The organism is Streptomyces sp. E11-3, from assembly GCF_046540415.1.
Lineage (GTDB): Bacteria > Actinomycetota > Actinomycetes > Streptomycetales > Streptomycetaceae > Streptomyces.
In genome coordinates, this window is the sequence record NZ_JAZGRL010000001.1 from 3,744,781 (window position 1) to 3,771,273 (window position 26,493).

29 protein-coding genes, 1 tRNA gene and 3 pseudogenes are annotated in these 26,493 nt (G+C 70.9%); 18 read left to right on the forward strand and 15 right to left on the reverse strand.

The annotated features are described in order from the left end of the window. Nucleotides 1–72: 72 nt before the first annotated feature. The 6 genes from U9R90_RS17190 to U9R90_RS17215 form a co-directional block, all read right to left on the reverse strand. Complete coding sequence (locus tag U9R90_RS17190) at nucleotides 73–576, reverse strand: hypothetical protein (RefSeq protein WP_411057330.1); 504 nt, start codon at nucleotides 574–576, stop codon at nucleotides 73–75. Nucleotides 577–695: 119 nt separating this feature from the next. Next, nucleotides 696–1,199, reverse strand: coding sequence for a DUF5949 family protein (locus U9R90_RS17195; protein WP_411057331.1), 504 nt, complete (start codon nucleotides 1,197–1,199; stop codon nucleotides 696–698). A gap of 145 nt (nucleotides 1,200–1,344) precedes the next feature. After that, nucleotides 1,345–1,584: a chaplin gene (locus U9R90_RS17200; protein ID WP_411057332.1), complete on the reverse strand. Its 240-nt coding sequence runs from the start codon at nucleotides 1,582–1,584 to the stop codon at nucleotides 1,345–1,347. 131 nt (nucleotides 1,585–1,715) lie between these two features. Beyond that, the gene (locus tag U9R90_RS17205; RefSeq protein WP_411057770.1) at nucleotides 1,716–2,003 is read right to left on the reverse strand and encodes a hypothetical protein; all 288 of its coding nucleotides are present in this window, start codon (nucleotides 2,001–2,003) and stop codon (nucleotides 1,716–1,718) included. A 251-nt stretch (nucleotides 2,004–2,254) separates the two neighbouring features. Beyond that, entirely contained in the window at nucleotides 2,255–2,989 is a 735-nt protein-coding gene (locus U9R90_RS17210; protein ID WP_411057333.1) for a hypothetical protein, read from the reverse strand. A 253-nt stretch (nucleotides 2,990–3,242) separates the two neighbouring features. Next, the gene (locus U9R90_RS17215) at nucleotides 3,243–3,482 is read right to left on the reverse strand and encodes a chaplin (RefSeq protein WP_411057334.1); all 240 of its coding nucleotides are present in this window, start codon (nucleotides 3,480–3,482) and stop codon (nucleotides 3,243–3,245) included. Between the two features lie 314 nt (nucleotides 3,483–3,796). On the opposite strand from U9R90_RS17215, the gene U9R90_RS17220 reads away from it, so the two are divergent. The 8 genes from U9R90_RS17220 to U9R90_RS17255 are packed head-to-tail and all read left to right on the forward strand — an operon-like array spanning nucleotide 3,797 to nucleotide 13,322. Continuing rightward, a complete protein-coding gene (locus tag U9R90_RS17220; protein WP_411057335.1) occupies nucleotides 3,797–4,933 on the forward strand; it encodes a glycosyltransferase in 1,137 nt (378 codons plus the stop codon). Beyond that, nucleotides 4,930–6,414: a sugar transferase gene (locus U9R90_RS17225; protein ID WP_411057336.1), complete on the forward strand. Its 1,485-nt coding sequence runs from the start codon at nucleotides 4,930–4,932 to the stop codon at nucleotides 6,412–6,414. Before U9R90_RS17220 ends, U9R90_RS17225 begins: the two co-directional genes overlap by 4 nt. 5 nt (nucleotides 6,415–6,419) lie before the next feature. After that, entirely contained in the window at nucleotides 6,420–7,841 is a 1,422-nt protein-coding gene (locus U9R90_RS17230) for an O-antigen ligase family protein (RefSeq protein WP_411057337.1), read from the forward strand. Beyond that, nucleotides 7,838–9,544, forward strand: coding sequence for a murein biosynthesis integral membrane protein MurJ (gene murJ, locus U9R90_RS17235; protein ID WP_411057338.1), 1,707 nt, complete (start codon nucleotides 7,838–7,840; stop codon nucleotides 9,542–9,544). Before U9R90_RS17230 ends, murJ begins: the two co-directional genes overlap by 4 nt. Beyond that, the gene (locus tag U9R90_RS17240; RefSeq protein ID WP_411057339.1) at nucleotides 9,534–10,376 is read left to right on the forward strand and encodes a polysaccharide deacetylase family protein; all 843 of its coding nucleotides are present in this window, start codon (nucleotides 9,534–9,536) and stop codon (nucleotides 10,374–10,376) included. The genes murJ and U9R90_RS17240 overlap by 11 nt, the downstream gene beginning before the upstream one ends. Further along, nucleotides 10,373–11,518, forward strand: coding sequence for a glycosyltransferase (locus tag U9R90_RS17245; protein WP_411057340.1), 1,146 nt, complete (start codon nucleotides 10,373–10,375; stop codon nucleotides 11,516–11,518). Before U9R90_RS17240 ends, U9R90_RS17245 begins: the two co-directional genes overlap by 4 nt. After that, nucleotides 11,518–12,183 (forward strand): lipopolysaccharide biosynthesis protein, encoded by a 666-nt coding sequence (locus U9R90_RS17250; protein WP_411057341.1) that lies wholly within the window; start codon nucleotides 11,518–11,520, stop codon nucleotides 12,181–12,183. The genes U9R90_RS17245 and U9R90_RS17250 overlap by 1 nt, the downstream gene beginning before the upstream one ends. Beyond that, nucleotides 12,183–13,322 (forward strand): GNAT family N-acetyltransferase, encoded by a 1,140-nt coding sequence (locus tag U9R90_RS17255; protein ID WP_411057342.1) that lies wholly within the window; start codon nucleotides 12,183–12,185, stop codon nucleotides 13,320–13,322. Before U9R90_RS17250 ends, U9R90_RS17255 begins: the two co-directional genes overlap by 1 nt. A 33-nt stretch (nucleotides 13,323–13,355) precedes the next feature. On the opposite strand, the gene U9R90_RS17260 is transcribed toward U9R90_RS17255, so the two are convergent. From U9R90_RS17260 to U9R90_RS17270, 3 genes and pseudogenes are all read right to left on the reverse strand, one after another. Continuing rightward, nucleotides 13,356–14,675 (reverse strand): glycoside hydrolase family 26 protein, encoded by a 1,320-nt coding sequence (locus U9R90_RS17260; protein WP_411057343.1) that lies wholly within the window; start codon nucleotides 14,673–14,675, stop codon nucleotides 13,356–13,358. Nucleotides 14,676–14,827: 152 nt separating this feature from the next. After that, complete coding sequence (locus tag U9R90_RS17265) at nucleotides 14,828–15,415, reverse strand: chaplin (RefSeq protein ID WP_411057344.1); 588 nt, start codon at nucleotides 15,413–15,415, stop codon at nucleotides 14,828–14,830. Nucleotides 15,416–15,639: 224 nt separating this feature from the next. Then, a pseudogene (locus U9R90_RS17270) lies at nucleotides 15,640–16,035 on the reverse strand (rodlin); the annotation flags it as partial. A gap of 191 nt (nucleotides 16,036–16,226) precedes the next feature. On the opposite strand from U9R90_RS17270, the pseudogene U9R90_RS17275 reads away from it, so the two are divergent. The 4 genes and pseudogenes from U9R90_RS17275 to U9R90_RS17290 form a co-directional block, all read left to right on the forward strand. Next, nucleotides 16,227–16,622 (forward strand): annotated as a pseudogene (locus U9R90_RS17275) (rodlin); the annotation flags it as partial. Nucleotides 16,623–16,657: 35 nt separating this feature from the next. Beyond that, a pseudogene (locus U9R90_RS17280) lies at nucleotides 16,658–16,747 on the forward strand (RdlA protein); the annotation flags it as partial. A 252-nt stretch (nucleotides 16,748–16,999) separates the two neighbouring features. Then, on the forward strand, nucleotides 17,000–18,055 hold the full coding sequence (locus U9R90_RS17285; protein WP_411057345.1) for an LCP family protein: 1,056 nt from the start codon (nucleotides 17,000–17,002) through the stop codon (nucleotides 18,053–18,055). 93 nt (nucleotides 18,056–18,148) lie between these two features. Then, nucleotides 18,149–18,556, forward strand: a complete 408-nt coding sequence (locus U9R90_RS17290) for a rodlin (protein WP_411057346.1) — start codon at nucleotides 18,149–18,151, stop codon at nucleotides 18,554–18,556. Nucleotides 18,557–18,625: 69 nt separating this feature from the next. Here U9R90_RS17290 and U9R90_RS17295 read toward each other — a convergent pair whose 3' ends face one another. Further along, entirely contained in the window at nucleotides 18,626–18,910 is a 285-nt protein-coding gene (locus U9R90_RS17295) for a hypothetical protein (RefSeq protein ID WP_411057347.1), read from the reverse strand. A 112-nt stretch (nucleotides 18,911–19,022) separates the two neighbouring features. Further along, complete coding sequence (locus tag U9R90_RS17300; protein ID WP_411057348.1) at nucleotides 19,023–20,249, reverse strand: FAD-dependent monooxygenase; 1,227 nt, start codon at nucleotides 20,247–20,249, stop codon at nucleotides 19,023–19,025. 427 nt (nucleotides 20,250–20,676) lie between these two features. Here U9R90_RS17300 and U9R90_RS17305 point away from each other — a divergent pair, with 427 nt between their 5' ends. The 3 genes from U9R90_RS17305 to U9R90_RS17315 are packed head-to-tail and all read left to right on the forward strand — an operon-like array spanning nucleotide 20,677 to nucleotide 21,598. Continuing rightward, nucleotides 20,677–20,979: a hypothetical protein gene (locus U9R90_RS17305; protein WP_411057349.1), complete on the forward strand. Its 303-nt coding sequence runs from the start codon at nucleotides 20,677–20,679 to the stop codon at nucleotides 20,977–20,979. Between the two features lie 27 nt (nucleotides 20,980–21,006). Next, a complete protein-coding gene (locus U9R90_RS17310; protein WP_411057350.1) occupies nucleotides 21,007–21,231 on the forward strand; it encodes a glyceraldehyde 3-phosphate dehydrogenase NAD-binding domain-containing protein in 225 nt (74 codons plus the stop codon). Next, complete coding sequence (locus tag U9R90_RS17315) at nucleotides 21,191–21,598, forward strand: hypothetical protein (protein ID WP_411057351.1); 408 nt, start codon at nucleotides 21,191–21,193, stop codon at nucleotides 21,596–21,598. Before U9R90_RS17310 ends, U9R90_RS17315 begins: the two co-directional genes overlap by 41 nt. Before the next feature lie 96 nt (nucleotides 21,599–21,694). Here the strand turns inward: U9R90_RS17315 and U9R90_RS17320 are convergent, their stop codons facing one another. Beyond that, nucleotides 21,695–22,090, reverse strand: a complete 396-nt coding sequence (locus U9R90_RS17320; RefSeq protein WP_411057352.1) for a MarR family winged helix-turn-helix transcriptional regulator — start codon at nucleotides 22,088–22,090, stop codon at nucleotides 21,695–21,697. Nucleotides 22,091–22,171: 81 nt separating this feature from the next. Here U9R90_RS17320 and U9R90_RS17325 point away from each other — a divergent pair, with 81 nt between their 5' ends. Beyond that, nucleotides 22,172–23,626, forward strand: coding sequence for an MFS transporter (locus U9R90_RS17325; RefSeq protein WP_411057353.1), 1,455 nt, complete (start codon nucleotides 22,172–22,174; stop codon nucleotides 23,624–23,626). 300 nt (nucleotides 23,627–23,926) lie between these two features. On the opposite strand, the gene U9R90_RS17330 is transcribed toward U9R90_RS17325, so the two are convergent. The 3 genes from U9R90_RS17330 to U9R90_RS17340 form a co-directional block, all read right to left on the reverse strand. Next, nucleotides 23,927–24,340 (reverse strand): DNA-binding protein, encoded by a 414-nt coding sequence (locus tag U9R90_RS17330; RefSeq protein WP_411057354.1) that lies wholly within the window; start codon nucleotides 24,338–24,340, stop codon nucleotides 23,927–23,929. Continuing rightward, nucleotides 24,322–24,606, reverse strand: a complete 285-nt coding sequence (locus tag U9R90_RS17335; RefSeq protein ID WP_411057355.1) for a hypothetical protein — start codon at nucleotides 24,604–24,606, stop codon at nucleotides 24,322–24,324. Before U9R90_RS17335 ends, U9R90_RS17330 begins: the two co-directional genes overlap by 19 nt. A 213-nt stretch (nucleotides 24,607–24,819) precedes the next feature. Further along, a tRNA-Ala gene (locus U9R90_RS17340) sits at nucleotides 24,820–24,892 on the reverse strand. Nucleotides 24,893–25,053: 161 nt separating this feature from the next. On the opposite strand from U9R90_RS17340, the gene U9R90_RS17345 reads away from it, so the two are divergent. Together U9R90_RS17345 and U9R90_RS17350 are read left to right on the forward strand one after the other, a co-directional pair. After that, nucleotides 25,054–25,602: a helix-turn-helix domain-containing protein gene (locus U9R90_RS17345; protein WP_411057356.1), complete on the forward strand. Its 549-nt coding sequence runs from the start codon at nucleotides 25,054–25,056 to the stop codon at nucleotides 25,600–25,602. Nucleotides 25,603–25,624: 22 nt separating this feature from the next. Beyond that, nucleotides 25,625–26,493, forward strand: an 869-nt coding sequence (locus U9R90_RS17350; protein WP_411057357.1) for a serine/threonine-protein kinase, incomplete at its 3' end; no start/stop codon positions are given.

A 26,493-nucleotide genomic window follows, 5' to 3' on the forward strand; every position in this document is an offset into this window, starting at 1 on the left:
ATTCGGGCGCGGAGCCGGACACCTGTGGGTGTCCGGCTCCGCGGTTGGTCAAAGCGGGTCCCCTGGGGTCGCTCAGCTGAGACCCAGCTCGGCTCCCGGCTCGGACTGCACCGCCGGGGTCTCCAGGGACGCCTGCGGGAGTGTCACGTCCGGCAGGCCGAAGCGGTTGGCCAGCGGCCCCGTGAGCGGCGGGTTCACCGAAGCCCCCGGGGTGCGGGTCGCCACGTCGGAGCCGTCGGTGGCCACCCCGAGGTGGTCCACGGTCTCGGTCGGTACCAACTGCGGCAGCGGTGTCACCACCTGAGTCGCGGGCAGCTCACTGCTGATCGGCAGCTGCGGCAGGATCTGGTCCGGAAGCAGCTGTCCCTCCACATACCGAGGACCCTCGGGTTCGCCCGGCAGCGGGATGGGCACACCGGTGCTGAGCCTCGGAGCCTCCATGTGCAGGGCGTTCTCCACTCCGGACAGGGGAACGGAGACGGGTACCTGCTCCGCCGCGACGGCGGTGGCGGCTCCGGTGGCTGCGGCGACGGAGCCCACCAGTGCGGCGATCGTCCCTTTGGCTGTCATCTTCATCTCGGGCACGGACCCTTTCGGCTTTGCGTGTTGTGGCCGTACCAGGGCTAACGACCCGAAGCACGACATCAGTGCAGAATTCCCCCGACGGCACTAATGCGCGGGCGGCCAGGCCCCGGTCAGCCGCGCAGTTCCCGTACGGGGAGCCGGCAGTGGGCCGCGGCGATGAGGGTCTCCTCGTCCCCCGCGAACGCCGCGAGGTCCTCTTCGGTGACCGGCTCGCCGGGCGTCGCGGAGGGCCAGGGGCGCGTGGTGAACACGAAGTAGGCGTAGCCACGCGCCTCGGCCGCGCTGAGCCACTCGGGCGGAACCACGCACTGGGCGTTCAGATACGGCATGTTGATGACGGCCTGACCGGCCTGGACCAGCAGCGATACAGGGAAGCTGGGCTGTCCCGCACCGTCCTGGACGTCTCCGCCGACCGGCAGTCCGGTCTGCTCCAGCAGTCCTCGGACGGCTTGCGCCGAGGCGTCGGGGCCTCCCGGGCCGTCACCCAGGGAGTAGGCGAGGAGAAAGGGCATGTCCTTTTCCTCTTCGGGATGTTCACCGCTCCAGGAAATGACGGCGAGAGTTCCCAGATCGGCGGGCTGAAATGCGGTGTCGGCGCTCGGCGTTGAAGTCACGTCGGCAGCCTAGCCATGCGGTGCGGCCCGCTCGTGAAAATGTCACCCGATTGGCGCAAACGCCGAAGGCTGGTTCGGCAGAACGAGTTCCGCCAGACCAGCCTTCGTTACGCGGCTACAGGTGCGCGGAAATCGCGCACCTGTCTCAGTCGTTGACGCAGGTGTTCCCGAAGGCCGGGTTGAGGGCCCCGATGAGGTTGGCGGTGTTGCCGCACACGTTGACCGGAACGTGGACCGGAACCTGGCCGAGGTTGCCGGAGCCGACACCCGGGGAGTGCGCGGCCGCACCCTGCGCGCCCGCGTCGGCGAAAGCGGTGCCGGAAGCGGCACCCGCGGCGAGACCGGCACCCACGACGACCATGGCGGCCTTCTTGACAGAGCTCATTTCAAACCTTCCTTAGGGGGTTTCCATACGGGGTTTTCCGTACCTTATGAGGCCGGGCTACGCACTGAGGCGCAGGAACACGCCCGGATGATTCCTTCGCTCACTCGGCGCAATTAGCCGAGATGAGGTAATTACTTGGCGAGAGGCAGGCCGCCGAGGAGGCTGGTAGGCGAGTTGGGGCCGCCGACGTCCAGGTCGCCCGTGGCGCCCGTGACGGTGTTCACCAGGGAGTTCGCGTCCTGCGGGTCGAGCGCGTCGGTGTGCAGCGGCTTCGCCTCTTCGAGGGCCGCCGGGCTGGTGAGGGTGTCCAGTGCGCCGTTCAGGCTCGTCGGCGTGAGGTCCGAGGCAAAGGCGGGGGCGGCGGCACCGGAAATGACCAGGGAACCGGCAACAACGGCAGCGGCCTTCAGAGCCTTCATCATTTTCCTTTCTTCGGCGACAATGTGTCACCCGTGTGGGGAATCACCGTTCGGGGCATTTCGCATGCCCGCTGTCTCGCTTCCTCCTGCTCAACGAGCGTCATCCGCTACGGAAACCCCAGGGCACGGAATTTCTCGGCCGCGCTTGAGTGACAGGAAGTGAACTTTCATATAAAAGCCCGCCGCGTGGGCCTGACGGCCGACGCGGCGGGCACGAGCTCAGCGCCTGCTGCAGCGCAGGCGCTGACCTGCTACGGGAGGCTGGGCACGGGCAGCTCAGGCGTGTCCACGGGCAGCTCGGGGGTGTCCACCGGAAGCTCCGGGGTGTCCACCGGAAGCTCGGGCGTGTCCACCGGGAGCTCCGGCAGCGCCGGCAGCTCGGGCAGGCCGGGCAGGTCCGGGGCGGGCAGCCCGCCGCCGAGCACCGTGGCCACGACAAAGTTGACCAGGCCGGTCAGCACGACCGGGACCTGCGTGGCGACCGCGGTGACATCGCCGGACGTCGCCGCGGCGATCAGGGCGTCGACCGCGGACTGCAGGGCCGCCAGCGCGTCGTCCTGCAGGTCGAGCGGGGCCTTCGCCTTCCCGTCGCTGGACGCCGTGCCGTTCTCAGGCACCGTGCCGTTCTCAGGCACCGCGGGGACCTCGGGCACTTCCGGAGCCGGAGCCTGCTCCTTGACCGCGTCGATGGCCTCCTTGACCGCGGCGCTGTACTTCTCCGCGTCCTCCGCGGACAGTTGCCCGTCCTCGGCCTTGACGACCGCCTCCACCAGATCGGTGGTCGGGGCGAGCACCCCGCCGACGTCGCCGAGCTCCGTGACCTGGGCCAGCAGCGCGTCCGCGTTCGGGACCGGCTCGCCGGCCACCGCCGCGTGGCGGGCGCGGTCCGCGCCGTCCTCCGCCGCGATCGCTGGTGCCGCGGCGCCAAAGAGGAGTGTCGCGCAGAGCGCTGAGGTCGCTAGGCGCCGTACGGGTAGAGCGGGCATGAGATCTCCTTTTCGGTGTTTTGTCCGATCTTGAGATCACCGTGCGAGTGGCGGCCACGCAGTGCAACCGGGTGACGGCGGTCCGCGTTCACCGACCTGCGGCGCCCGTGCCGTCCTCCCAGGTCGAGGGTGGAATCAGCCCTTTGGCGGACAGTCAGCCCGCCCTCCCCCATTCGGGGCAGGCGAACGCCCCGGAAAAAGGGAGCAGCCGCCCCTGGCGGGGGCGGCTGCGGAAGAGACAGGCTGCGTCGGATCAGTCGTTGACGCAGGTGTTGCCGAAGGCCGGGTTCAGCAGCCCGATGACGTTCACGGTGTTGCCGCAGACGTTCACGGGGATGTGGACGGGCACCTGGACGACGTTGCCCGAGAGCACGCCGGGGGAGTGGGCAGCGGAACCCTGCGCGCCGGCGTCAGCGACGGCAACACCGGCAGAGCCGGCCAGGGCGGCGGCCGCCACGGCGGAAAAGGCAATGGCCTTCACGGTACGCGACATGGAAAGTACTCCTCGGGGGTTGATGTGTTGTGCCAGGGCTTAGCCCCGGCCTTTGGAGCAACGGTCTAGCTGGCGAGGAGTTGCGCACCCGTTCGGGTGACAGGCATCCACGATGACCGAAGGTCACACATTTCACTTATCCGACACACGCCTCGATCCATCGGTTCAGATGATCTCGGGTGGCTATTGTTGCTTTCCCCTCGCCCGAGCGGTACAGGGCACGGGAAGACGAGCAATAAATACGACTTTCACATTTCTCGTCATGCGTCGTCAGCAGTCTCCTTATCCCTGACTGACTGAAGGGGAAATCGGTCATGCCTCAATCCCTGGGCCGTGCCATGCGCGTACTGCACGTGACTCAACCCGTCGACGGCGGCGTGGCCCGGGTACTCACCGACCTCGTGCACGCCCAGCTCGCCGCCGGTATGGAGGTGTCCGTGGCCTGCCCGCCCGGCGGGGCACTGACCGACGCGCTGGCCGGTCTCGGCTGTGGCGTACGGCCCTGGCAGGCGACCCGCTCCCCCGGGCCCGGCCTGGTGCGCGAGGTGCGCAGCCTGGCGGCCGTGGTCAGCGCCACCCGTCCGGACGTCATCCACGCGCACAGCGCCAAGGCCGGTCTGGCCGCGCGGCTCGCTGTGCGGGGCCGGGTGCCCACCGTCTTCCAGCCGCACGCCTGGTCGTTCGAGGCCGTCGGCGGCACCGCCGCCCGACTGGCGCTTCGCTGGGAGCGCTTCGCCGCCCGCTGGGCCGCGCGCGTCATCTGCGTCAGCGCGGCGGAGCGGGACACGGGGCGGCGAAGCGGCATCAGCGCGCAGTGCACGGTCATCCCCAACGGCGTGGACCTGGCACGCTTCCGCCCACCGCGGCCGGACCGCGTCACGCCCGACGCGGGCCCGCTGGTGGTGTGTGTGGGCCGCCTCTGCCAGCAGAAGGGGCAGGACGTGCTGCTCGCGGCCTGGCCCGCCGTGCTGCGCGAACTGCCGGATGCCCGGCTGGCCCTGGTCGGGGACGGGCCCGACGCGGCACGGCTGCGTGAAAGCGCCCCCGCCTCCGTACGGTTCGTCGGCGCCGTGGACGAGACCGTCGACTGGTACCACGCGGCCGACCTCGTCGTCCTGCCCTCCCGGTGGGAAGGCATGGCCCTCGCCCCGCTGGAGGCGATGGCCTGCGGGCGGCCGGCGCTCGTCACGGACGTGGACGGCGCACGCGAGAGCCTGCCGCCCGAGCTCGCCCCGCACTGCCTGGTTCCCCCCGGTGACTCCGAGGCGCTGGCCCGCGCGCTGGTCGGTCTGATGCGTGACCCCGGCCACCGCAGCGCGTTGGGTGACCAGGCACACCGCCACGTACGCGCCCGGCACGACATCCGGCGCACCACCGGCGCGGTGGCCGAGGTGTACCGCGAGCTCCTGGGTGTGGAGCCCACCAAGCACAGGGAGTCGATCGCCACGTGAGCCCGGAACGTACCGCCGCGTCCCCCGCCGGGCAGCCGCGCACCGCGGCGCGGCCCATCTCGCTCGTCTCGGTCATCGCGCCTCGTACGGCGGCGGGCGGCACCCTCACCCTCAGCGGCAGGCGCCGGGCCGCCCACCGCACATCCCGTACGTTCCTGCTGCTGGTGGACGGCGCGGCCGCGCTGGGCGGCACCCTGGTGCTGACCCCGCCGCAGCGCCACCCCGTGCTGATCGCCGCCCTCGTCGTCGCGCTCGCCGTACTGAACGGGCAGGCGGGTCTCTACCGCAGCGGCGAGCCGCGCCTTCTGCTCGACGACTGCCCGGCCGTCGGCGGCCGGATCGCGGTCGTCTGGTGCGCCCTGGCGGCCCTGCTGGCGGGTCTGCCACGCCTGGAGCCACTCCCGGTCACCGTGCTGGCCACGGGCTGCGCACTGCACTTCCTGCTGGCGGTCGCCGGGCGCGGACTCGTGTACGGGGGGCGCCGGGCCACCGCCGTACGGCACCCGATCGCGGCCCTGCTGATCGGCCCTCAGACGGCGGCGACACGGGTGGCCGCCGCGCTGCAGCGCCATCCCGCAAGCGGCGTACGGCTGGTGGGCATCGTCGGTGCGGCGGCGGTGGACGGCCCCAGCGGCGCGGCCGTCGAAGGGCCCACGCTGCCGGTGCTGACCACGGTGGACGAACTCCGCCGCGCGGTCATCCAGAACGGCGTACAGCGCGCCCTCCTCATGGGCAGCCCCGGCGCGCCCGAGCACAGGGCCTGGCTGCGCGCCCTGGGCGAACTCCACTGCGAGGTATGGCAGATCGACGCCCAGCCCTCGCCGTACACCGCCCGCCCCGACCGGGGCGCTCCCCGTTACCTGGCGGGCTACCGCTTTTGTCCGGTGGCCGTCGAGCCGCGCCGCTTCCACCCCGGCAAACGCGCCCTGGACCTGGTGGTCTCCGGCGCCCTGCTGGTCCTGACCAGCCCGGTGCTGCTGGTGTGCGCGCTCTGGCTGCGGCTCCGCGAAGGGCCCGGCGTGGTCTTCCGGCAGGAGCGCATCGGCAAGGGCGGGCAACCCTTCACCCTGCTGAAGTTCCGTACCCACCGCCCGGCCGACCCCATGGAGTCGGCCACCCGCTGGAGCGTCGCGGACGAGCGGAAGATGCGGTGGTTCTGCCGCTTCCTGCGGCGGAGCTCGCTCGACGAACTGCCCCAGCTGTGGAACGTCTTCCGGGGTGACATGAGCCTGGTCGGCCCGCGCCCAGAACGCCCGTACTTCGTCGCCAAGTTCAGCGAGAGCCACCCCGGCTACGCGGACCGGCACCGGATGCCGACCGGGATCACCGGGCTCGCCCAGGTACACGGGCTGCGCGGAGACACCTCCATCGAGGACCGCTGCCGCTTCGACAACGCGTACATCGACAGCTGGTCGCTCTGGCGGGACATCGGCATCCTGCTGCGTACGGTCGCCTCGCTCATCCGCCCGACGGGGAGTTGAGGCAGGTGAGCGCCCCCGCAGCCCCCGCAGCCCCCGCCACCAAAGCCGCCCCGCGCACCGCCTACGCGATCGCGCTGCCCCGCGTGCTGCGGGATGCGGCCCCGGTGCTGCCGCTCCTGCTGCTGATCTGCTCGCTGGGCCTGCCCGTCGCACCCGGCGCGGCGGAGGCGGGCGGCGGCGGTACACCGGCCGACGCGATCTCCGCGGGGGTGGTGGTCTTCTGCGTGGTGCGGGCGGTACGGCGGGCGGAGCGGCCGCTGACCCGGACAGGCGCCCTCGTACTCGGACTGCCCGTCATCGGTATCGCCGTGGCAGCCGTTGGGGCGAACACGCTGCCGGACGCGGTGACCGGCATGGTGCGCTACTGCCAGGTCTTCGTGCTCGTACCGGTGGCTGTGGTGCTGCTCGTCCGCGACCGGCGCGACTTCCGTCTGGTGGCCTGGACCCTCGTCGGCCTTGCCCTGTGGCAGGGGGCGATCGGCGTCCATCAGTACCTGACCGGGACCGGCGCCTCGTACGCGGGCGCGGACATCCGCGCCGTCGGCACCTTCGGCCCGTCGGATGTGATGGGCATGGCGACGGTGGTGGCGTACGGAGTGATCTGCGCGGTGGCGCTGGCGCTCGGGAGCGACAACGCCCGCCAGCGCGCCCCCGCACTCCTGTGCGCCCTGCTGCTCGTCCTGCCGCTGACACTGTCCTTCAGCCGCGGCGCGTGGATCGCCACCGCCCTGGCCTGTACGGCTCAGGTGCTGCTCGCGGGCCTGCGCCGGGCGGTCCGGCTGATCGTGGTGGCCGCGGCGGTCGGCGTGGTCCTGGTGGGCGGCCTCGGGATCGGCACCGCGATGCTCCAGGAGCGCCTGAGCAGCATCACCCAGGTCACCGACGCCCCCGACCAGTCCGTCACCGACCGGTACACCATGTGGGCCGCGGCCATCGACATGTGGCAGGAGCGCCCGGTGACCGGTGTGGGGCTGAAGAACTTCCCCGCCCACCGCGACAGCCACGCCTCGCTGGCCCTCTCGTCGGGCAGCGACACCGCCGGTGCGGGCGCCGGATTCCGCCGCCAGCCCCTGCTGTCCCCGCACAACATGTATCTGCTCGTCCTGAGCGAGCAGGGCCTGCTCGGCCTGTGCGCCATGGCCGGCAGCTGGGCCGCCCTGCTGGTGCTCGGGCTGCGCCGACTGCACCGGGTGCGGACCGCCGCGTACGGGACGACGCGACCCGTTCCGTACGGCACGACGCGATCTGTTCCGTACGGGACGGACTGCGCGCTCGTCGCCTGCGGACTGCTCCTGTGGCAGCTGATCGACTTCGCGTACGCCGACATCGGCGGCCCCTCCACCGTGCTGACCTCCCTCGTCTTCGGCCTGGCCGCCTGGTGGGCCCTGGCGCCGGCGGCACACCTGAAAGAAGCGCCCAGGCCATGAGACCGCTCACCCCCGCCGTCGGCGGCACCAAGGCGCTGCGGATTCCCGCTGTGCCGCCGCAGCCGCGTCGCGTCACCAAGCCGGTGCCCGCGCATACGCGCACGACCGGTCAGGAGCCGCCGCGCTCATCGAATCGGTTCCTGGCCAGAGCGGCCCTGCTCACCGCCGTACTCGCGGCGGCCGGCGCGCTGCTCGGCCTCGGCCGCGACCAGGCACTCGCCCACCTCTTCGGCGCGGGCAGCGAGACCGACGCGTTCCTGGTCGCCTGGACCGTGCCCGAAGTGGCCTCCACCCTGCTCATCGAGGACGGTCTCGCGTTCGTCCTGGTCCCCGCGTTCAGCGCGGCGCTCGCCCGCCGCAGCGCTGCCACCACGGCCCCCGATCCGGTACGGGCCCTGGTGGCGACGTCACTGCCGCGGCTGGCGCTGGCCTGCCTGGCCGCGGCCCTGCTGCTGATGCTGGGGGCACCCCAGTTGGTCGCGCTGCTCGCCCCCGGCCTGCCCGATCCGCAACTCGCCGTCGACTGCACCCGGCTGACCGCCACCTGCGTACTGACCTTCGGTCTGACCGGGTACTGCAGCGCCGCGCTGCGGGCCCACAGCAGCTATCTGGCACCCGCCGCCATCTACCTCGCCTACAACATCGGCATCATCACCACCATGCTGGTCTTCGCCGACCGCTGGGGCGTGCGATCCGCCGCGGTCGGCGTCGCGGTGGGCGGCTGTCTCATGGTGGCCATCCAGGCGCCCTCGCTGCGGCGCAGGCTGGTCTCCGCGCCGTACGTCCAGCCCAGCGCGAACAGCGGCAACAGCGAAAACCCAGCCTCCGAGCCGGTCAAGGACCGCTCGATGAACCTGCTGCTGATCGCCGCGGTGCTCCTGTTCGCGCTGTGCCGCCAGTCGCAGGTGCTCATCGAGCGCTTCCTGGCCTCGTCGCTGCCCGCGGGCGCCATCTCGCATCTCAACTACGCCCAGAAGGTGGCCCAGCTGCCGATGGTGCTCTCGCTGATGCTGGCCACCGTCACCTTCCCGGTCGTCGCGCGGGCCATGGCCCGTGGCGACCTGGAGCGGGCCAGAGAGCGTGTCGAACGGGACCTCGCCGCGGCGGCCTGCATCGTCCTGCTGGGCGCCGCGGCCGTCTTCGCCTGCGCGCCGCAGATCATCCAGCTGCTGTTCCAGCGGGGCGCGTTCACCGCCCAGGACACCGCCGCGACGGCCGCCGTGATGCGGGTCTACGCACTGGGGCTCCTCGGCCACTGCCTGGTGGGCGTGCTGGTCCGCTCGTACTTCTCGGCCGGGCGCCCCACCTGGTATCCGGTGCTCTCCATGGCGGCGGGCATGACGGCCACCGCGGGCGTCGGGGCCTTCGCGGTCGGCCCCTGGGGCGTCCAGGGCATCGCCGCGGCGAACGCCCTGGGCATCACGCTGACCGCCGTACTGCTGCTGGCCGCCATGGGCACCCGCGGCATCCCCGTACGCATCCCCAAGGTGTTGCTCGAACTGGCCAAGCCGCTGCTCGCCGCGGTGTGCGCGACCGCCGTCGGGCTGGTGTGCGCCGCACGCGTGGAGCAGCCCCTGGCCGCCGCGGCCGTCGGCTTCGCGGCGGTCGGGGCGGTGTTCCTTCTTCTGCTGTGGGCCCTGAGAGCACAGGCACTTCTTCCTGCCGTCCAAACCGCGACCAGAAAGCTGCGCCATGCCCGTTGAAACCGTCCCTCCCGCCGTCCCACCCGCCGTCCCACCCGTTGTCCCTCCGCTGACCGGGATCAGTCACCGCGCACAGAGATGGCTGCCCGGCGAGTCCCCCTGGGTGGCGATGTACCACTCGGTCGACGACTGCTCGGACGACCCGTACAAGGTCACCGTCTCGCCCGAACGCCTCCAGCAGCAGCTGCTCTGGCTGCGCAAGCGGGGCCTGCGCGGCGTCAGCGTCTCCCAGCTCCTGGACGCCCTGGCGCGCGGCACCGGACGCGGCCTGGTCGGCCTGACCTTCGACGACGGGTACAGCGACTTCGTCGACAACGCGCTGCCGCTGCTGCGCCACTACGGCTGCCACGCCACCGTCTTCGTGCTGCCGGGCCGCCTCGGCGGCGAGAACGCCTGGGACCCGCTGGGCCCGCGCAAGCCGCTGCTGACCGCCCAGGGCATCCGGGCGGCCGCCGCCGCCGGAATGGAGATCGGCTCACACGGTCTGACACACATCAGCCTCACCCACGCCGAAGAGCACCTGCTGCGGGCCGAGATCCGCGACAGCAAGGCCCTGATCGAGGAGCTCACCGGCCGTGAGGCGCAGGGCTTCTGCTATCCGTACGGAGATGTCAGCCGCCCACTGATGGACGCCGTCCGGCAAGCGGGCTACCGGTACGGCTGCGCCATCTCACCCCGCGAGCTCACCAGCGAGTACGCCCTGCCGCGCGTGCACATCGGCGAGAGCGACACCCCGAGCCGACTGGAGCTCAAGCGGCGCCTGTACCAGTTCCGCCGCCGCTCGTGGACGTCCGCGTGCGGTGCCCAGGAGAGCCCGGAGCGCACGGCATGAGGGCCCTGCACATCATCACCGGGCTCGGCGTGGGCGGCGCCGAGCAGCAACTCCGTACCCTGCTGCGGCACCTGCCCGCCGACTGCGACGTGGTCACGCTGACCAACCCGGGCCCGGTCGCCCAGGGTCTTGCCGCCGACGGCGTACGCGTCGTCCACCTCGGCATGGCGGGCAACCGCGATCCGCGCGCCCTGCCCCGCCTGACCGGCCTCATCCGGCAGGGCCGCTACGACCTGGTGCACACCCACCTGTACCGCGCGTGCCTGTACGGCCGGATCGCCGCGCGCCTGGCGGGGGTTCGCGCCGTGGTCGCCACCGAGCACTCGCTGGGCGACACACAGATCGAGGGGCGCCGACTGTCCCCCGGCGTACGCTCGCTGTATCTCGCGGGCGAGCGGCTCGGCCGGGCCACGATCGCCGTCTCCGCCTCCGTCGCGGACCGGCTGTGCCGCTGGGGCGTACCGCCGCAGCGCGTACACGTCGTGCCGAACGGCGTCGACACCGCGCACTTCGCCTACGACGCCGCGGCCCGCGCGGCGGCACGCGATCGGCTCGGGCTGCCGTCGGACGCGTTCGTCATCGGCGGCGTCGGCCGCCTGGTGCCGGGCAAGCGCTTCGACGTCCTGGTCAGGGCGCTGGCCGAACTGCCAGGCGACGTACGGCTGCTGCTCGTGGGCGCGGGCCCGGAGGAGGATCGGCTGCGGGACGCGGCCCGGCACCTCGGCGTACCCGACCGTGTCGTACTCGCCGGAGAGCGGCCCTATCTCACCGCCACAGCCCAGGAGTCCGGCCTCCCCGCGCTGCCCGCCCTGCTGTCCGCGATGGACGTCCTGGCGTCCCCGTCCGCCGACGAGGCGTTCGGCCTCGCCGTCGTGGAGGCCCTGGCGGCCGGTCTCCCCGTCCTGTACGTAGCCTGCCCGGCCGTCGACGACCTGCCACCCGGAATCGACACCGGGGCCACCCGCATCCCCGGCGACCCCGCGTCCTTCGCCCGCGCCGCCCTGCGCGTGCGGGCGGCGCGCGCAGGATCCAGAGCGCCGTCACGGGCCGCACGGCACTACAGCATCACCGACAGCGCCGCACAGCACATGCGGGTGTACGCGGCGGCCATGGGCGGATCGACCCCGAGAGCGAGTATGTGATGACGACCGATGCCCCCACCAGGCGGTTCAGCCCGAGCACCCTGCTCACCCGGCCGACCGCGCTGGCCAAGCGACTGCCCCGGTGGTGGCCGCTGCCCGCCTGCGCCCTGCTCGGCGCACTGACCGGCGGCCTGTACTCCGTGGCCAGCACCCCCGAGTACACGGCGACCAGCTATGTCATCGCGGTCCCCACCGAGAAGTCCGACCCGTCCGCCGCGCTCGGCTTCGCGCAGGCCTACGGCCGGGTGGCCACCCAGCTCGCGGTGCTCGGCGACGCCCAGGTCAGCGCGGGCGTGCCGGTACGTACCCTGCGCTCCAGCGTGCGGGCGGAGACCTCGCCCGACGCGCCGATGGTGGCCGTCTCGGCCTCCGCCGACGAGCCAGGCAAGGCGGTACGGATCGCCAACGCCGTCTCCCAGGCGCTGATCGTCAACGCCGGGCAGACCAAGAAGGACACCCACGTCCAGCTCCAGCGGCTCTCCCGCGCCGTGAAGCCGTCCGCCCCCTCGTCGGCGTCGGCCACCGTCACCACCCTGGTGGGCGCCAGCGCCGGGGGCCTGCTCGGCGGCCTCGTGCTGCTCGTCCGGCCGCGCCGCGCCCCCGAGGAGGCCACCGCCACGGTGCCCGCCCCGGCCGCCGCCGCCGAACTGCGGGGCGGTGCCTGATGGCCGAGGCCGACCACGCCCTGACCGTCAGCCTGTGCACCGACGCGAGCGAGTTCGCCGGACTCGGCGCCGAGTGGAACCTCCTGCATCGGCGTTCCCGGGCGGCGACACCGTTCCAGAGCCACGCCTGGCTCCACTCCTGGTGGCTCTCGTACGGCAGGACCGGGCGCCTGCGCATCGTTCTCGTCCGCGACGGCGACCGGCTCGTCGCCGCGGCCCCGCTGATGCGCCGGCTGCGACCGCTGCCGACCCTGGTGCCGCTGGGCAGCGCCCTGTCCGACTTCAGCGACGTACTGATCGACGACGCGTCCCCGGATCTGGCGGACCGCGCCGCCGACGCGCTGACCGAAGGCCTCCGCAGCCTCGCCCGTACCGCCGTGATCGACTTCCGCGAGGCGCGTCCGGACAGCGCGGTGGAACGGGTCTACGCCCGATGGCGCGGCCCTCGGCGCCGCCTGGCCGACTCGCTCTGCCTGGAGTTGCCCGCCCTCCCGATGGACGACCTCGTACGCCGTCTCGCCAAGCCGCGTGCCCAGCGGGCGCGGGCCAAGATGCGCAAGCTCGACGCGCTGGGCATCGAGCGGCGCGTCGTGCCGCCGCCCGAAGTGGAACGGTCCGTCCACCGCCTGCTCGAACTGCACCAACTGCAGTGGCAGGGCCGCAAGGTGACCACCGAACACCTCCGGCCGCGCTTCGCCGAGCACCTCACCCGGTCGGTCGCGCTGATGGCCGAGACCGGCGACGCGGTGGTCACGGAGTTCCGGCTCGACGACACGGTGGTGGCCGCCGACCTGACCCTGCGCTCCCCCCAGCTCGCCGGCGGCTATCTCTACGGCGCGCATCCGCGGCTGCGGGAGCAGAAGGCCGATGTCGCCACGCTGCTGCTGCGCTCCTGCGCCGACCAGCTCCGCGCCGAGCCCCTCCCAGGCGGCGCCACGCCCGGCGTACTGAGCCTGCTGCGCGGTAACGAGCCCTACAAGCGCCACTGGCGGCCGCACACCCTCGTCAACCAGCGCCTGCTCCTCGCGCGCCGCCGCACCGCACCCCAACTGGCCGCGTTGCTCACGGCCGCGGCGGCCCGCTCCGGAGCGAAGCGGGCGCTGCGCGCCTGGCGGGAGCGCGGTGACGGCCCGTCGTAACCGACCGGCCGCCACTCGCCCTAGGCGTATTGATCAGGAGCGCCGCTCCCACCAGTCGAAGCGGATGCACAGCTTGCCGCCGATCCAGTACTCCACCCAGTCGCCCAGGTCGAGGTAGGAGCAGCGCGGCGGGCGCACCGGCTGCGAGGGCTCGGGCGTCGGGTCGACGGGGGTCGGTTCGACGGGAGTCTCGTCCGGTGTCGGGTCGACCCGGCCGGAGAGCACCGACTGGTAGACGCGGGACGCCTGCGGGTTCTCGGAGCACCGCCACACACCGTGCGGGCAGTAGTCGGTGATGGTGTTGTACAGCGGCTCGTGCTCGTCCATCCAGGCGAGCATCCGCCGCATGTACTCCGCGTTGTCGCCGTTGCGGAACAGGCCCCACTCCGGGTACGAGATGGGCTTGCCGTGCTTCCGCGCGAAGTCGACATGCGCCTGGAGCCCGTACGGCTCGGAGACCTGCTCGTCGAAGCTCTTGCCCGACGGCTGGTCGTAGGAGTCCATCCCGATGATGTCCACCACGTCGTCGCCCGGGTAGCACTGCGTCCAGGGGACCGCGTCCCGGCCACGGTTGGGCGCGAAGTCGAACTGGAACTCCTGGCCCTCCACCGAGCGCATCGCGGTCACGATCCGCTTCCAGTACGTCTTCCAGGACGCCGGGTCGGGGCCGCAGCGGTGGGTGTACGTGACGCCGTTCATCTCCCAGCCGAGCACGATGACCGTGTCCGGCACCTGGAGGTCGACCAGCCGCTCGGCCAGCGTACGGAAGTGCCGGTCGAACTCGCCCTTGGCGGCGCGGCGCAGCAGTGTGCGCACCTCCGCGTCCGACACCCCCTCCTCGTTGCGCTCCATCATCGGAACGTTCAGCACGAAGAGCCGGTCGTCGCGCTCACGGCGCCACTCGGCCCAGCTCTCGAGGAAGTTCGGCGCGCCCGCGATGTTGCTCCAGCGGTCCCCCGGAAGATAGGTGTGGCCGACCCGGAGGTCGGCCTTCCCCAGCCACTTGGACAGCTCCGCCATCCGCGTGACGCCCCGCGGACCGTAGTCCAGGTAGGCACCGAACGCGGGGAACCGCTGCTCCGCCTCGGTCCCGTCCGGGCTCGTACTCGAACTCGGGCTCGTACTCGGACTCGTACTGGGAGCCGGAGACGCGGACCCCGAAGAAGCCGGGGACGGGGAGGGAGTCGGGGAGAGTGAAGAGGAGGGGGAGGGGGACGGGGACGGTTCGGCGCGGGAGATCGCGCCGGCCTGCCCGATGTAGAAGGCGCCGGACGCCATCACCGCCGCGGCGAGAATCCCCACCGCGACCAGCGGGGGACGTCGGCTCTTCGTCGTTCGACGTTGTGGGGCCATACCCGCTACTCCTCTGTTCCTCTGCGCCGCGCTCTCTCCATTCTTGACACTTAGTCACATGAACATGAGAGGCGCCATCCGAGAGGGTGACAGCGCGGGCGAACGAGTGAAGAGGGTGGGTACGGGCGCGGGCAGGCGACCCCTCGCGCGCGCTAGCGAGCCGCGGTGCGTCCCCTGCGGTAGAGGACTCCGCCACCGGCCAGCAGTGCCGCGCCGGCGGCGGCAGCGGCCCCGATGAGGCGCGGGTCCGTCCCCGTCTCGGCCAGCTCCGCGTGCGGGGCGGGTGCGGCGGCCTCGGTGTCCGGCCCGCGCGCGGGCGGTACGGAGACGGACACGGGCTCGCCCGGTGGGCCCGGTGCGGGCTTCTCAGGACTGGCCGGCGGGGGCGACTGCGGCTTCTCGGGCGGGGCCTCTTCGCCGTACCCGGTGTCATCTCCGTAGCCGATGTCATCGCCGTACCCGGTGTCATCGCCGTACCCTCCCGGCGGTTCCTCCTCCGCGGCGTCGGACGTGTGGGCGCAGGCGTTGCCGAAGGACGGGTTCAGCAGGGCGGCGCCGTCGACGCTGTTGCCGCAGGCGTTGACCGGCGCGGTCACGGGTGCCTGCACGCTGTTCCCGGACAGGATGCCCGGCGAGTCGGAGGCCCCGCCCTCGGCGTCGGAGTCGGCGAGCGCCGGTGCTGCCACGCCAAGTCCCATGACGACACCAGCGACGAACGTTGCGCTCTTCTTCAGAGCCATAGCTGTCCCTCTCCTTCCAGAACGGGCTGGTGAACAAAAAGCCCGGGCCGCCAGCGCTGGAAGAGGCGGGCAGCCCGAGCCGTTTGGTGTCCTGACTGATCAGCTGTTGCCGGCGCCGTTGCCGGACAGGAGCGCGATGTCGTCCAGGATGTGCGACAGCGGCTCGTCGCCCTTGGCCTGGGTCGAGTTCGATGTCGTCCAGGATGTGCGACAGCGGCTCGTCGCCCTTGGCCTGGGTCGAGTTCTCGGTCGTCCAGGATGTGCGACAGCGGCTCGTCGCCCTTGGCCTGGGTCGAGTTCTCGACGCACTGCTGGTTCTGCGGGGACGACAGGACGTTGATGTCCTGCACGGTGACCGGCACGATGCCGACGATCGAGCCCGCGTTGCCCTTGATCGGCAGACCGATGCAGGGCTTGTTGAGCGAGCCCTGCACGAGACCGAGCTGCGGGCTCATGTCGCCGTACGTCGACGAGTTGCCGAACGCCTGCATGGCACCGTTGCCGCTGGCGGACGTCGTGCCGCCGTCGTTGCCGATCGCCAGCGCGGGCGCGGCGGCCGCGGCCGAAGCACCAACGACGGACGCGGCGACTGCTGCCGCTGCCATTGCCTTCTTGAGCATTTTCATTCCTTTTCTGACGCACGCCGTTTACTGCCATCTGGCCAACTGGCAACACGGCGAATAGTTCCGGCGCTTCACTCGGACGCAGCAATCCGAAACGCCCCGTCCGGGTGAACCCAGACAACCAACTCATCGGTGCGGAGTTGTGCAGGGAGCTCCCAGGAGGGAGTCCAACGAAAGGGAAATCTCTCATGATGAAGAAGGTCCTGGCGGCTGCCGCGGTCACCGCTTCCGTTGCCGGCTTGTCGGCTGCCGCCGCCGCGCCCGCGCTGGCCATCGGCAACGACGGCGGCACGACCTCCCACAGCGGCAACGGTGCCATGCAGGCCTACGGCAACTCGGCCACGTACGGCGACATGAGCCCACAGATGGCGCTGATCCAGGGCTCGCTGAACAAGCCCTGCATCGGCCTGCCCGCCAAGATCAACGCCGGTTCGATCGTCGGCGTCGTGCCGGTCACCGTGCAGGACATCCCGGTTCTCTCCTCCCCGCAGAACCAGCAGTGCACCGAGAACTCGACCCAGGCCAAGGGCGACGAGCCGCTGTCGCACATCCTGGACGACCGAGAACTCGACCCAGGCCAAGGGCGACGAGCCGCTGTCGCACATCCTGGACGACATCGAACTCGACCCAGGCCAAGGGCGACGAGCCGCTGTCGCACATCCTGGACGACATCTCGGTCCTGGCCGGCAACGGCGTCGGCAACAGCTGAGCCGTCGGCCGTGTGGCGCGTCCGCCCCAGTGAGCCGGTGCCGCTCGGCTGGGGCGGGGCGCATTTTAGAGCGAAAGAGTTATTCTCGCGCGCCGTACCACTGACGGCTCGGCCGGGCAAAACGGTGGGTTTATCTTCTCGGCAGAAACGTCCCCCCGCAGTGGAGCGTGCCGCATGCCGAAGAACCCTTTTTCTCGAGTGCGTCACCGGCGAAAGGCCGTGCGGTATTCGGCCGCCCTTGGCGTCCTTCTGATGTCCGCGGCGGCAGCGGGGCACGCGGCCGTGGCGCTGCCGTATCAGGTCCAGCGCGTCGACGTGTTCGACGAAATCGGCGACCCGGAGAGCCGTCCGGCAGACGGACCGGGAACGAACATCCTCCTCATGGGCACGGATGGCCGGGACACCATCACCCGTGAGGAGAAAGCGGCGTTCCACGCGGGGGGCAGGGCCTGCGACTGCGCCGACACCCTGATGCTGATCCATGTGTCCGCGATGCGGGATCACGTCAGCGTCGTCAGCCTCCCCCGTGACTCGTACGCGGACATCCCCGCGCACATCGACAAGCGCACCGGCGCGCAGCAACCGGCACACCCCGCCAAGATCAACGCGGCGTACGCGAAGGGCGGCCCCGCGCTGTCCGTCCGTACGGTGGAGCAGATGACCGGCGTACGGATCGATCGCTACCTGCAGATCGACTTCCGGCGCTTCATCGACAGCGTCGAGGCCGTCGACGGAGTGGACGTCTGCACTCCGAGGCCGCTCAAGGACCCTGCCACGAAGCTCGATCTGAGCCCCGGTACCCATCGCCTCGGGGGCGGTCCCTCGCTGCAGTACGTACGGTCGCGCAAGGTCGACGCGAGCGCCGACCTCGGGCGGGTCCAGCGGCAGCAGAAGTTCCTGGTCGGTGTTCTGCGCAGGCTGGGCAGCAGACACCTGCTGGCCAATCCGTTCACGGCGGACGACCTGGCGAGGAAGGTCCTCGGTTCGACACGGGTCGACCAGGGCTTCACCGTCGCCGAACTCATCTCCCTGACCAGGAGGCTGAGTTATCTCCCCGCGTCCCAGACCGAGTTCACCACCGTGCCGCTCGCCGGGTTCAACCCTTTGATCGAAGGCGTCGGGTCGACCCTGCGCTGGGACAAGGACAAGGCCGCGGAGATGTTCGCCAGGATCAACAGGGATCAGGCCCTGACGCCCCTGAACTCCCCTGCCAGGCCGCTTGATCCGCCCCGGATGGACGTCCAGTACCCCGTGCGCGGCGACACACTCGTCTGCTCCGCGTCCGCTCCTGACCCGGGCCGTTATTAGGCCAATCGGGTTGCAGTCCGCAACCGCACGCCCGCCACCTAGTTGACCAGTCGCAGCTCCGTGACCGGAGCCCGCTCATTGAAGGGAACACGAATGAAGAAGCTGTGGGCAACCGCAACGATCGCCGCCTCCGTCGCCGGCATGGCAGCGGTGACCGCTCCTCAGGCCCTGGCCATCGGCAACGACGGTGGCACCACGTCGGCCAGTGGCAACGGCGCCATGCAGGCGTACGGCAACTCCGAGACGTACGGCGACATGAGCCCGCAGATGGCGCTGGTCCAGGGCTCGCTGAACAAGCCCTGCGTCGGCCTGCCCGCCAAGCTCAACGTCGGTTCGATCGTCGGCGTGGTGCCGGTCTCCGTCCAGGACATCAACGTCCTGTCGTCCCCGCAGAACCAGCAGTGCACCGAGAACTCGACCCAGGCCAAGGGTGACGAGCCGCTGTCGCACATCCTGGACGACCTCGCGGTCCTGTCCGGCAACGGCGCCGGCAACAACTGACGGCCGAAGCCGAACACCACGAAGGGGCAGCCACTTGACGCGGCTGCCCCTTCGTCATGCCCGCGGCCGCTACTCGATGGCGGGGACGAACCCCATCACCGGCGCGGCGAGGTCGGTCACCTGGTGCAGCTTGTCCAGCTGGCTCAGTCCGCCGAGCTGGCTGGGCACGTCCGGCACCTGGCCCTGCTGCTCGGGCGGGAGCGACATGGCGGACAGGGTGTCGATGGTGGACGTCGCGGACAGCTTGTCGGCCTCGGCGCCGCCCAACGGGGCTGCGCTCGCCGCGGGCATGGCGAGGGCCGATGCACCGGCGGTGAGCGCTACGGCGGCGATTACTCGTCGAGTTGAGATCATGTCATCAGCAACGGCCCACAGGGGCCGGGGGATACGGGCAGCCGGGTTCACCCACTCGGGAGGCGTAGACGTGGACGTGCCGGGCCCGGGGTCATGCGGGCGACTGCCGTAGTCAGCCCGTCGGCGGGCGTGTCCCAGTCCGGGAGCGGCGCTGGACCGCGCGGGCGAGCCGGGGGCCCAGCCACTGCTTCAGGCCGCGCAGTGCCGTCAGCTGGTTGGCGGCCTGGTCGATCCGGTAGTACAGCTGCGGTGGGACATAGGGGAGCAGCGGCGAGTGCCGCTGGCCGAGCAGCGCGAACATCCGGGGCGGCGCCAGGCCGATATAGCGGGTCAGGTTCTCGTACCACTGGGCGCTGTGCCGGGCGGCGCTCTGGACGGAGAGCAGGGCGGCCTTGCGCTCTGCCTCGTACTGGACGAGCGCGGGCCGGAGTTCGCTCGTCTCGTGCAGTACGCGGGCCAGGGTCATGGCGTCCTGCATGGCGAGGGTGGTGCCGGCGCCGATCGAGTAGTGGGTGGTGTGCGCGGCGTCGCCGAGCAGGACCAGATTGCCGTGCGACCAGGTCTCGTTGGTGAGGGTGCGGAAGGTCTGCCACAGGGCACGGCCCGCGACGTCCGTACGGCCGATCAGCGGGTGGCCGTCGAGCAGCTCGGCGAACAGCTTCTCCAGTTGGCGCAGGGCGTCGTCCTGGTTCATCTCGCCGAGGCCGAGGCCGGACCAGGTCTCGAGGGAGCACTCGACGACGCAGGTGCTCTGCTCCTCGCTGAATCCGTACGCGTAGCACCAGATCCAGCCGTGGGCGGTCTCGACGAAGGCGAAGGTGAAGGAGGTGAACACCTTGGTCGTACCGAGCCAGAGGTAGGGGTTGCGGCCCATGGCGGTGTGCGTGCCGAAGTGCTGGGTATCGGCTTCGCGCAGCCTGCTGCCCGCGCCGTCCGCGGCCACGACGAGGTCGCTGTCCCGCACCTGGTCTCTGCCGGCGATCTCCTGGCCGTACTCGATGCGGACGCCCAGGGACTCGGCGCGCGCGGCGAGGAGGTCCAGGAGCCGGTGCCGTCCGATGGCGAAGCCCTCGTCCCCGTGGTGGACCGTGGTGGCCCCGCCCACATGCGCCACTCCGTCCCGCCAGCGCACCGAGTTCTCCCTGATGGCGAGAGCGGACTCGGGGTCGTGGTGGTGCAGCTTCTCCAGCATGTCGGGCCAGTAGGTCACCCCCCAGCCGTAGGTGGCCCCGGCCGGGTTCCGTTCGTAGACGGTGATGTCATGGGACGAGGCGTGCCGTTTCAGCAGAATCGAAAAGTACAGCGCGGCGGGGCCTCCGCCGACGCAGGCGACCTTCACACACACTCCCGCGGTCTTGGGTGTCGCTGGGCATGGGGCGGCTGGCCCTCGGCCTGCGGCCATCGCAACAACGACGGCTCTCCCAGCAACGACGGCCATCCCAGCAACAACGACGGCCTGGCGGATTGGTTCCGCGCCGCCGGCGTCCCGCTCAGGGGCTGTCACCCGGACGGGCCTGCGGGCCGCGGCTGCGGCCTCGGCTCCCTCGGGGACGGCGTTGTCCGGAGCGGCGTTGTCCGGAGCGGCTTTCCGCGCTGGGTGCCGGTCTCGCCCTGCTGCCGACGGTGTGCATGGCCATCGTCGCCGCTCCGCTGTCCGGCCGGCTGACCGCGCGATACGGCCCGTACGTACCGATGACCGGGGCTCTGCTACTCGGCGGCGTCGGGTTCATCGGCTGGTTGCTCGCCGGTCCCGACACCCGTACTGGATGCTGCTCCCCGCCCTTATCGCGACCGGCCTCGCCACGCCGAGCACGGTCCCGGCGGCCACCGCCGCCATCGTGCAGGCCGCGCCCACCGGGCACGCCGGTGTGGCCTCGGCGGTGTTCAACGTGGCACGCCAGATCGGCAACTCGCTCGGCGTCGCCCTGTTCGCCTCCCTCATCGCGGGCCGGGGAGAGCTGGTCCCCGGCCTGCACATCTCGGCGCTCATCGCCTCGGCGGCCTTCTTCGCCGCGGCGCTGCTCGCCCTGTCCTCCTGGCGGAACGCAAAGGCGCGCGCCGCCGCCTGACCTTCTGAAACAAGGAGAACCGCCACCATGGCAACCCGCATCGCCATCAACGGCTTCGGCCGCATCGGACGGACGGTCGCCCGCGTCGCGCTCGCTCTGCCGGACATCGAGATCGTGGCCGTCAACGATCTGGCGGACGCCGAGCTCCTGGCCAACCTGCTGCGCTACGACCCTGATCTGCCGGCGGGCCGACCACGACGAGTCGACGGGGTTGCTGACTCCCGCCACGCCGGTCCTGTCCGGGACCGATGAGTTCCCCGACCTCAAGGTCGACTTCCACGCGACGGTCGCGACGACGACGCGGGCCCAGGCCGCGCTGGAGCGGCTGGAGGGCGCCATGCTGCGATCGCTCAAGGGGCTGGTGCTCCAGCCCGGCGAGTCGATCGCCCTCGACAACCGCCGTGCGGTGCACGGACGTACTGACTTCGCCCCGCGCTACGACGGAGTGGACCGCTGGCTGCGGGGTTCCTTCGTCGTTACCGGCCTGCGTCCGGCTATCGGCCACCTCGGGCAGGGCCGCAGCCACGCACCGGTCACTCCCGGCCGCGGTCGGCGTCCTGCCCGCCAGGCCGCCACCACGCACGCGCCCGGCCGTACACGCGCCCCGGTTGTGTCCTGACGCGCTGAAGTCGGGGCCGCGGGCGGGGACCAGCGCACGATCCCCCGCCCGCGGCGCCTGACCGAAAAACCGCGGCACGGTTCAGTACGTGCCGCCTTAGGTCATCACGGCACGAGCCTCGGCGTTCTCGTCGGTTAGTTCCACAAGGAGGCCCTCGACCGTCGCGGCAGCCTGCTCGAAGACCTTCCGCCCCGAGGCGGTGAGCTTGATCTGGGCGCCACGGCCGTCACCGGGGGACGGTGCGCGCTCCACGTACCCCTCGTTGACCATCTGCGCCAGCAGCCGTGAGACCTGCGGCTGGCTTCGTGAGGTACGTGTGCTCACCTCACCGGGGCGCACCCATTCCTGTTCGTGCCAGAGCACCTCCATGATCTCGTAGGCGCTCACGCAGAGGTCGTAGTCGTCGGACAGGGTGCGCTCGATCCTCTGGTTCACCTGCGAACAGATGCGCACCAGGGTCAGCCACCGGTCGGTCAGCGGAGTCGTCACCACGCTTTGCAGTCTAGGTCCGCACCCATTACGTTTTCGATTCATGCGCATGCATCTTGCCGCGTCGAAGGAAAGGAAGCACCCATGTCTGAGGCGACCCCGCTACTGGATGCCAAGCAGGAAAACGATCAGGAACACTTCCAAGAGGAACCCAATGCCTCCTGGATGCCGATGGCCGCGGTCGGCGTTGCCCAGCTGATGGTCATGCTGGACGCGACAGTCGTGAACGTGGCGCTCCCCTCGATCGGTTCCCAGCTCCCCGCCACTCCCACGGCCCTGCAATGGACAATCAGCGCCTACATCCTCATGTACGGCAGCCTGTTGCTGTTCGGAGGACGCGTCGCCGACGTGATCGGCCGCCGCCGCGCCTTCCTTGGCGGACTCACCGCCTTCGCGGTCGCGTCCGTCCTGTGCGGCCTGGCCCCGAACCAGGAACTGCTCATCGCCGGCCGCGCGCTCCAGGGCCTGGGTGCGGCGGTCCTGTCCGCAGCCGCGCTCTCGCTCGTGATCACCGTCTACCGCAACGAGGGCCAGCAGAAGGCCGCCCTCGCCATATGGAGCGGCCTCGGCGTAGTCGGAGCGATCATCGGCGCCGTGCTCGGCGGCTTCATCGTCTCGGCCGTCAGCTGGCGCTGGGCCTTCCTGATCAACATTCCGGTGAGCCTCGCCGTCGGGGTCATCGCACTGCGCAGCGTTCCCGCCATGGCGCCCACCGGCAAGCGCTCCCTGCGGTTCCCTTCCGCCTTCCTGGCCACCACCGGCCTGGCCGCCCTGTCGTTCGGCCTGATCCGCCTCCACGACGGCATGAGCTCCGGCACAGCCTGGGGCAGCATGGCCCTGTCGGCCGTTCTACTCACGGTCGTAGCCCGCGTGGAGCTCGGCGAGGACGACCCACTGCTGCCGCTGCACCTCCTGCGCATCCCGGCGTACTGGCTCAGCAGCCTCGGCCTGTTGCTCGCCGCCATGGTGATGATGGGCAGCTCCTACCTGGCCAGCAACTACTTCCAGGGCTCCCACGACTTCAGTGCCTTCGCCACTGGCCTCGCGCTGCTGCCGATGGGTCTTGCCTCCCTCGTCTTCGCCCTCGTGGTGCCCAGCCTCATCGGCCGCGTCGGCCCTGGCGGCGCGTACTTGGTCGGTGCGATCGCCCAGATCGCCGGGGCGTCCGTGCTCGCCTCCGGGCCCTCCAGCACCGCCGTAGCCACCATCGCGCTGGCCGTCATCGGCGCGGGCCTGCCCACCGTCTTCGTCCCGCTCTACGGCATCGGCACCTCGCACGTCCGCCCGGAGGAGGCCGGCGTCGGCTCCGGCTTGCTGAACACCTTCAACGAGTCCGGCGCCGCGCTGGGCATCGCGGTGATCGGCACCATCCTGACGGCTTCCGTGCGGAACGAACTCGACACCGGGATCGCCCCTCCCCAGGCCATGACCACCGGCGTCGGCGCGGGCTTCCTGGCCCTGGTGATCTGCGCGGCCCTCGCCGCCTGCATCGCCCTGGCCCTGCACCGCCTGACCCGCGCGACCGCCAAGCAGCATTGACTCGCCCCGACGAAGGCCCCGACCGCATCGTCCCCCGCCGGTCGGGGCTTTCCCCGCGCCCGGCTTACGGCCGGACACACCGCGATCCATGACACGTTCGGCAGCGCCACCAACAACGGTTCCAGCACCACCGACCGTCCACACCGCCCGGTACCGAATCCTGAGCACACGAGAGGCCGCCGCGGGTGAACGCAGTTGGCGGCGGCCCTCCCCCTCACGGCCCCCAGTAAGGGCGTCCATGGCTCGGCGATGCCCGTCTGTCAGCTGCCTTCTGGCTACGCGTCACAACGCCGGGGTAGCTCACACGGCGATGACACGGACCCTGTTGCCACACAGCTTGGTCATGTCGTCGACATCCGACGTCAGCATGACAACCGGACGCTGCTGCCGCAGGGCGGCCTCAGCCACAGCCGCATCGATGGCGTACTTGTGACCACGCAGCCCAGCCCCCATCAACAGCGCCGAGGCCGCCTTCGCCTCTTCATCCCCCACCGGCACGGCGCGCAGGCCGGAGAGTACCCAGCCCAGCCGCGCCCTGTTCGTACGGGCATGCACGGCCTCGATGATGGTGAGCGCACTGATCACCACCTCCATGCCACGGGACCGCGCCTCCGCGACCAGGGCCACCACCGTCTCGTCATCGCCGAGCAGCTTGGAGAGCCCCTCGCTGTCCAGGACCAGCGTCCCCTCGTGGCTCAGCTTGCGGCGGGCCACTGACCCTCTTCGGCGAACACCTCGTCGAAAACCTGCCGCGCCCGCTGCCGCGCCTGCTCGGAGACCGACCCCTTGCGGCTCTCGTAATCGGCCAAGTACTCGTCCAGCACCTGGCCACGCAGTTCCCGCTCGACGGCCGCGGCAATGAACGCGGAAAACTCACGCTTGCCGACCCGGGCACGGATCGCATCAGCTGTCCCCTCGGGCAGAGAGAGACTGACCCGGGTCGCCGGCCCCTCACCGATGCTGTACGTCGTCTCGGACATATCCGCACTGTATCAAACGAGTAGGAAACCTGGCCCGCGGCGCTCACCCCCTCCCACACTCTGGAAGGCCTGGGGTACTCACGGGGGAGATAGCCGACCCTCGCCCCTGTCGGTTCAAGGGCCGCGATTCGGCCGGTGGGCACATCGTGCCCACCGATGGGCACAAAAATGCCCTCTGAACTGCGTTTCCACAGGTCAGAGGGCATTTATGAGTGGAGCCTAGGAGAGTCGAACTCCTGACATCTGCCATGCAAAGACAGCGCTCTACCAACTGAGCTAAGGCCCCGGAATCGGCGGATCACCGGTCTCCCACATCATGCCGGATGACCGCCGCAGACCAGAGTACCGGGTCTCCCCCCGGTTCTCACAAAAGGATTGGGGGTCCCGGTTCACCACCACTCTCCGTAAGATGCTCGACGAGGTTCGCAGCAGCGAAGGGGAGACGCCATGGATGCAGCACAGCAGGAAGCGACCGCGAGAGCCAGGGAACTGCAGCGCAGCTGGTACGGGGAGCCGTTGGGGGCGCTCTTCCGTCGACTGATCGACGACCTGGGGCTGAACCAGGCCCGGCTGGCCGCGGTGCTCGGCCTGTCGGCGCCCATGCTGTCGCAGCTGATGAGCGGCCAGCGAGCCAAGATCGGCAACCCGGCCGTGGTGCAGCGGGTCCAGCACCTGCAGGAGCTGGCGGGCCAGGTCGCGGACGGCAGTGTCAGCGCCGCCGAGGCGACCGAGCGGATGGAAGAGATCAAGAAGTCCCAGGGCGGCTCGGTCCTGACCAGCACCACCCAGACGCCGAGCACCACCGGTGCGCCGACCGTCAAGCGGGTGGTCCGCGAGATCCAGTCCCTGCTGCGCTCCGTTTCGGCCGCCGGCGACATCATCGAAGCCGCGGACAAGCTCGCCCCGACCCACCCCGAACTGGCAGAGTTCCTCAAGGTGTACGGCGCCGGACGCACCTCGGACGCCGTCGCCCACTACGAGGCTCATCAGAACTGACGCAGCCGGGGGAGCCGGGGCCATGGGTGAGGTGTTCGCCGGCCGGTACGAGCTGGTCGATCCGATCGGCAGCGGGGGCGCCGGTGCCGTATGGCGGGTGTGGGACCGCCGGCGCCGGCGCTATGTGGCCGCCAAGGTGCTGCGGCAGCGCGACGCACACTCCCTGCTGCGCTTCGTGCGCGAGCAGGCGCTGCGGATCGACCACCCCCACCTGCTGGCTCCGGCCAGCTGGGCCGCCGACGACGACCAGGTCCTGTTCACCATGGATCTGGTCGCGGGCGGCTCGCTGGCCCACCTGATCGGGGACTACGGGCCGCTGCCGCCGCGGTATGTGTGCACGCTGCTCGACCAGCTGCTGTCCGGGCTCAGCGCGGTGCACGCGGAGGGTGTCGTGCACCGCGACATCAAACCGGCCAACATCCTCCTTGAGGCGACCGGGACCGGGCGGCCGCATCTGCGGCTGTCCGACTTCGGTATCGCGATGCGCCGGGGTGAGCCACGGCTCACCCAGACCGACTATGTGATGGGCACGCCCGGCTACTTCGCCCCCGAGCAACTCCTGGGCGCGGAGCCGCACTCCGCCGCCGATCTGTTCGCCACCGGACTCGTCGCGCTCTATCTGCTGGAGGGCGCCAAGCCGGACGCCGAAGCGCTGGTCGACCACTTCGCCGAGCACGGCACGCCGGGTGCGCCGCAGGGTATCCCGGAGCCGCTGTGGCAGGTCGTCGCCACCCTGTTGCAGCCCGACCCGGACGCCCGTTTCCGCACCGCGACGGGTGCCCGCAAGGCCCTGGCCGAGGCCGCCAAGCTCCTCCCCGAGCCCAGCCCGGCCGAAGAGCCGGTAGAGGTCTTCGACCAACTCGGCCCCCTTCCCCCGGGCTTCGGCCCGAA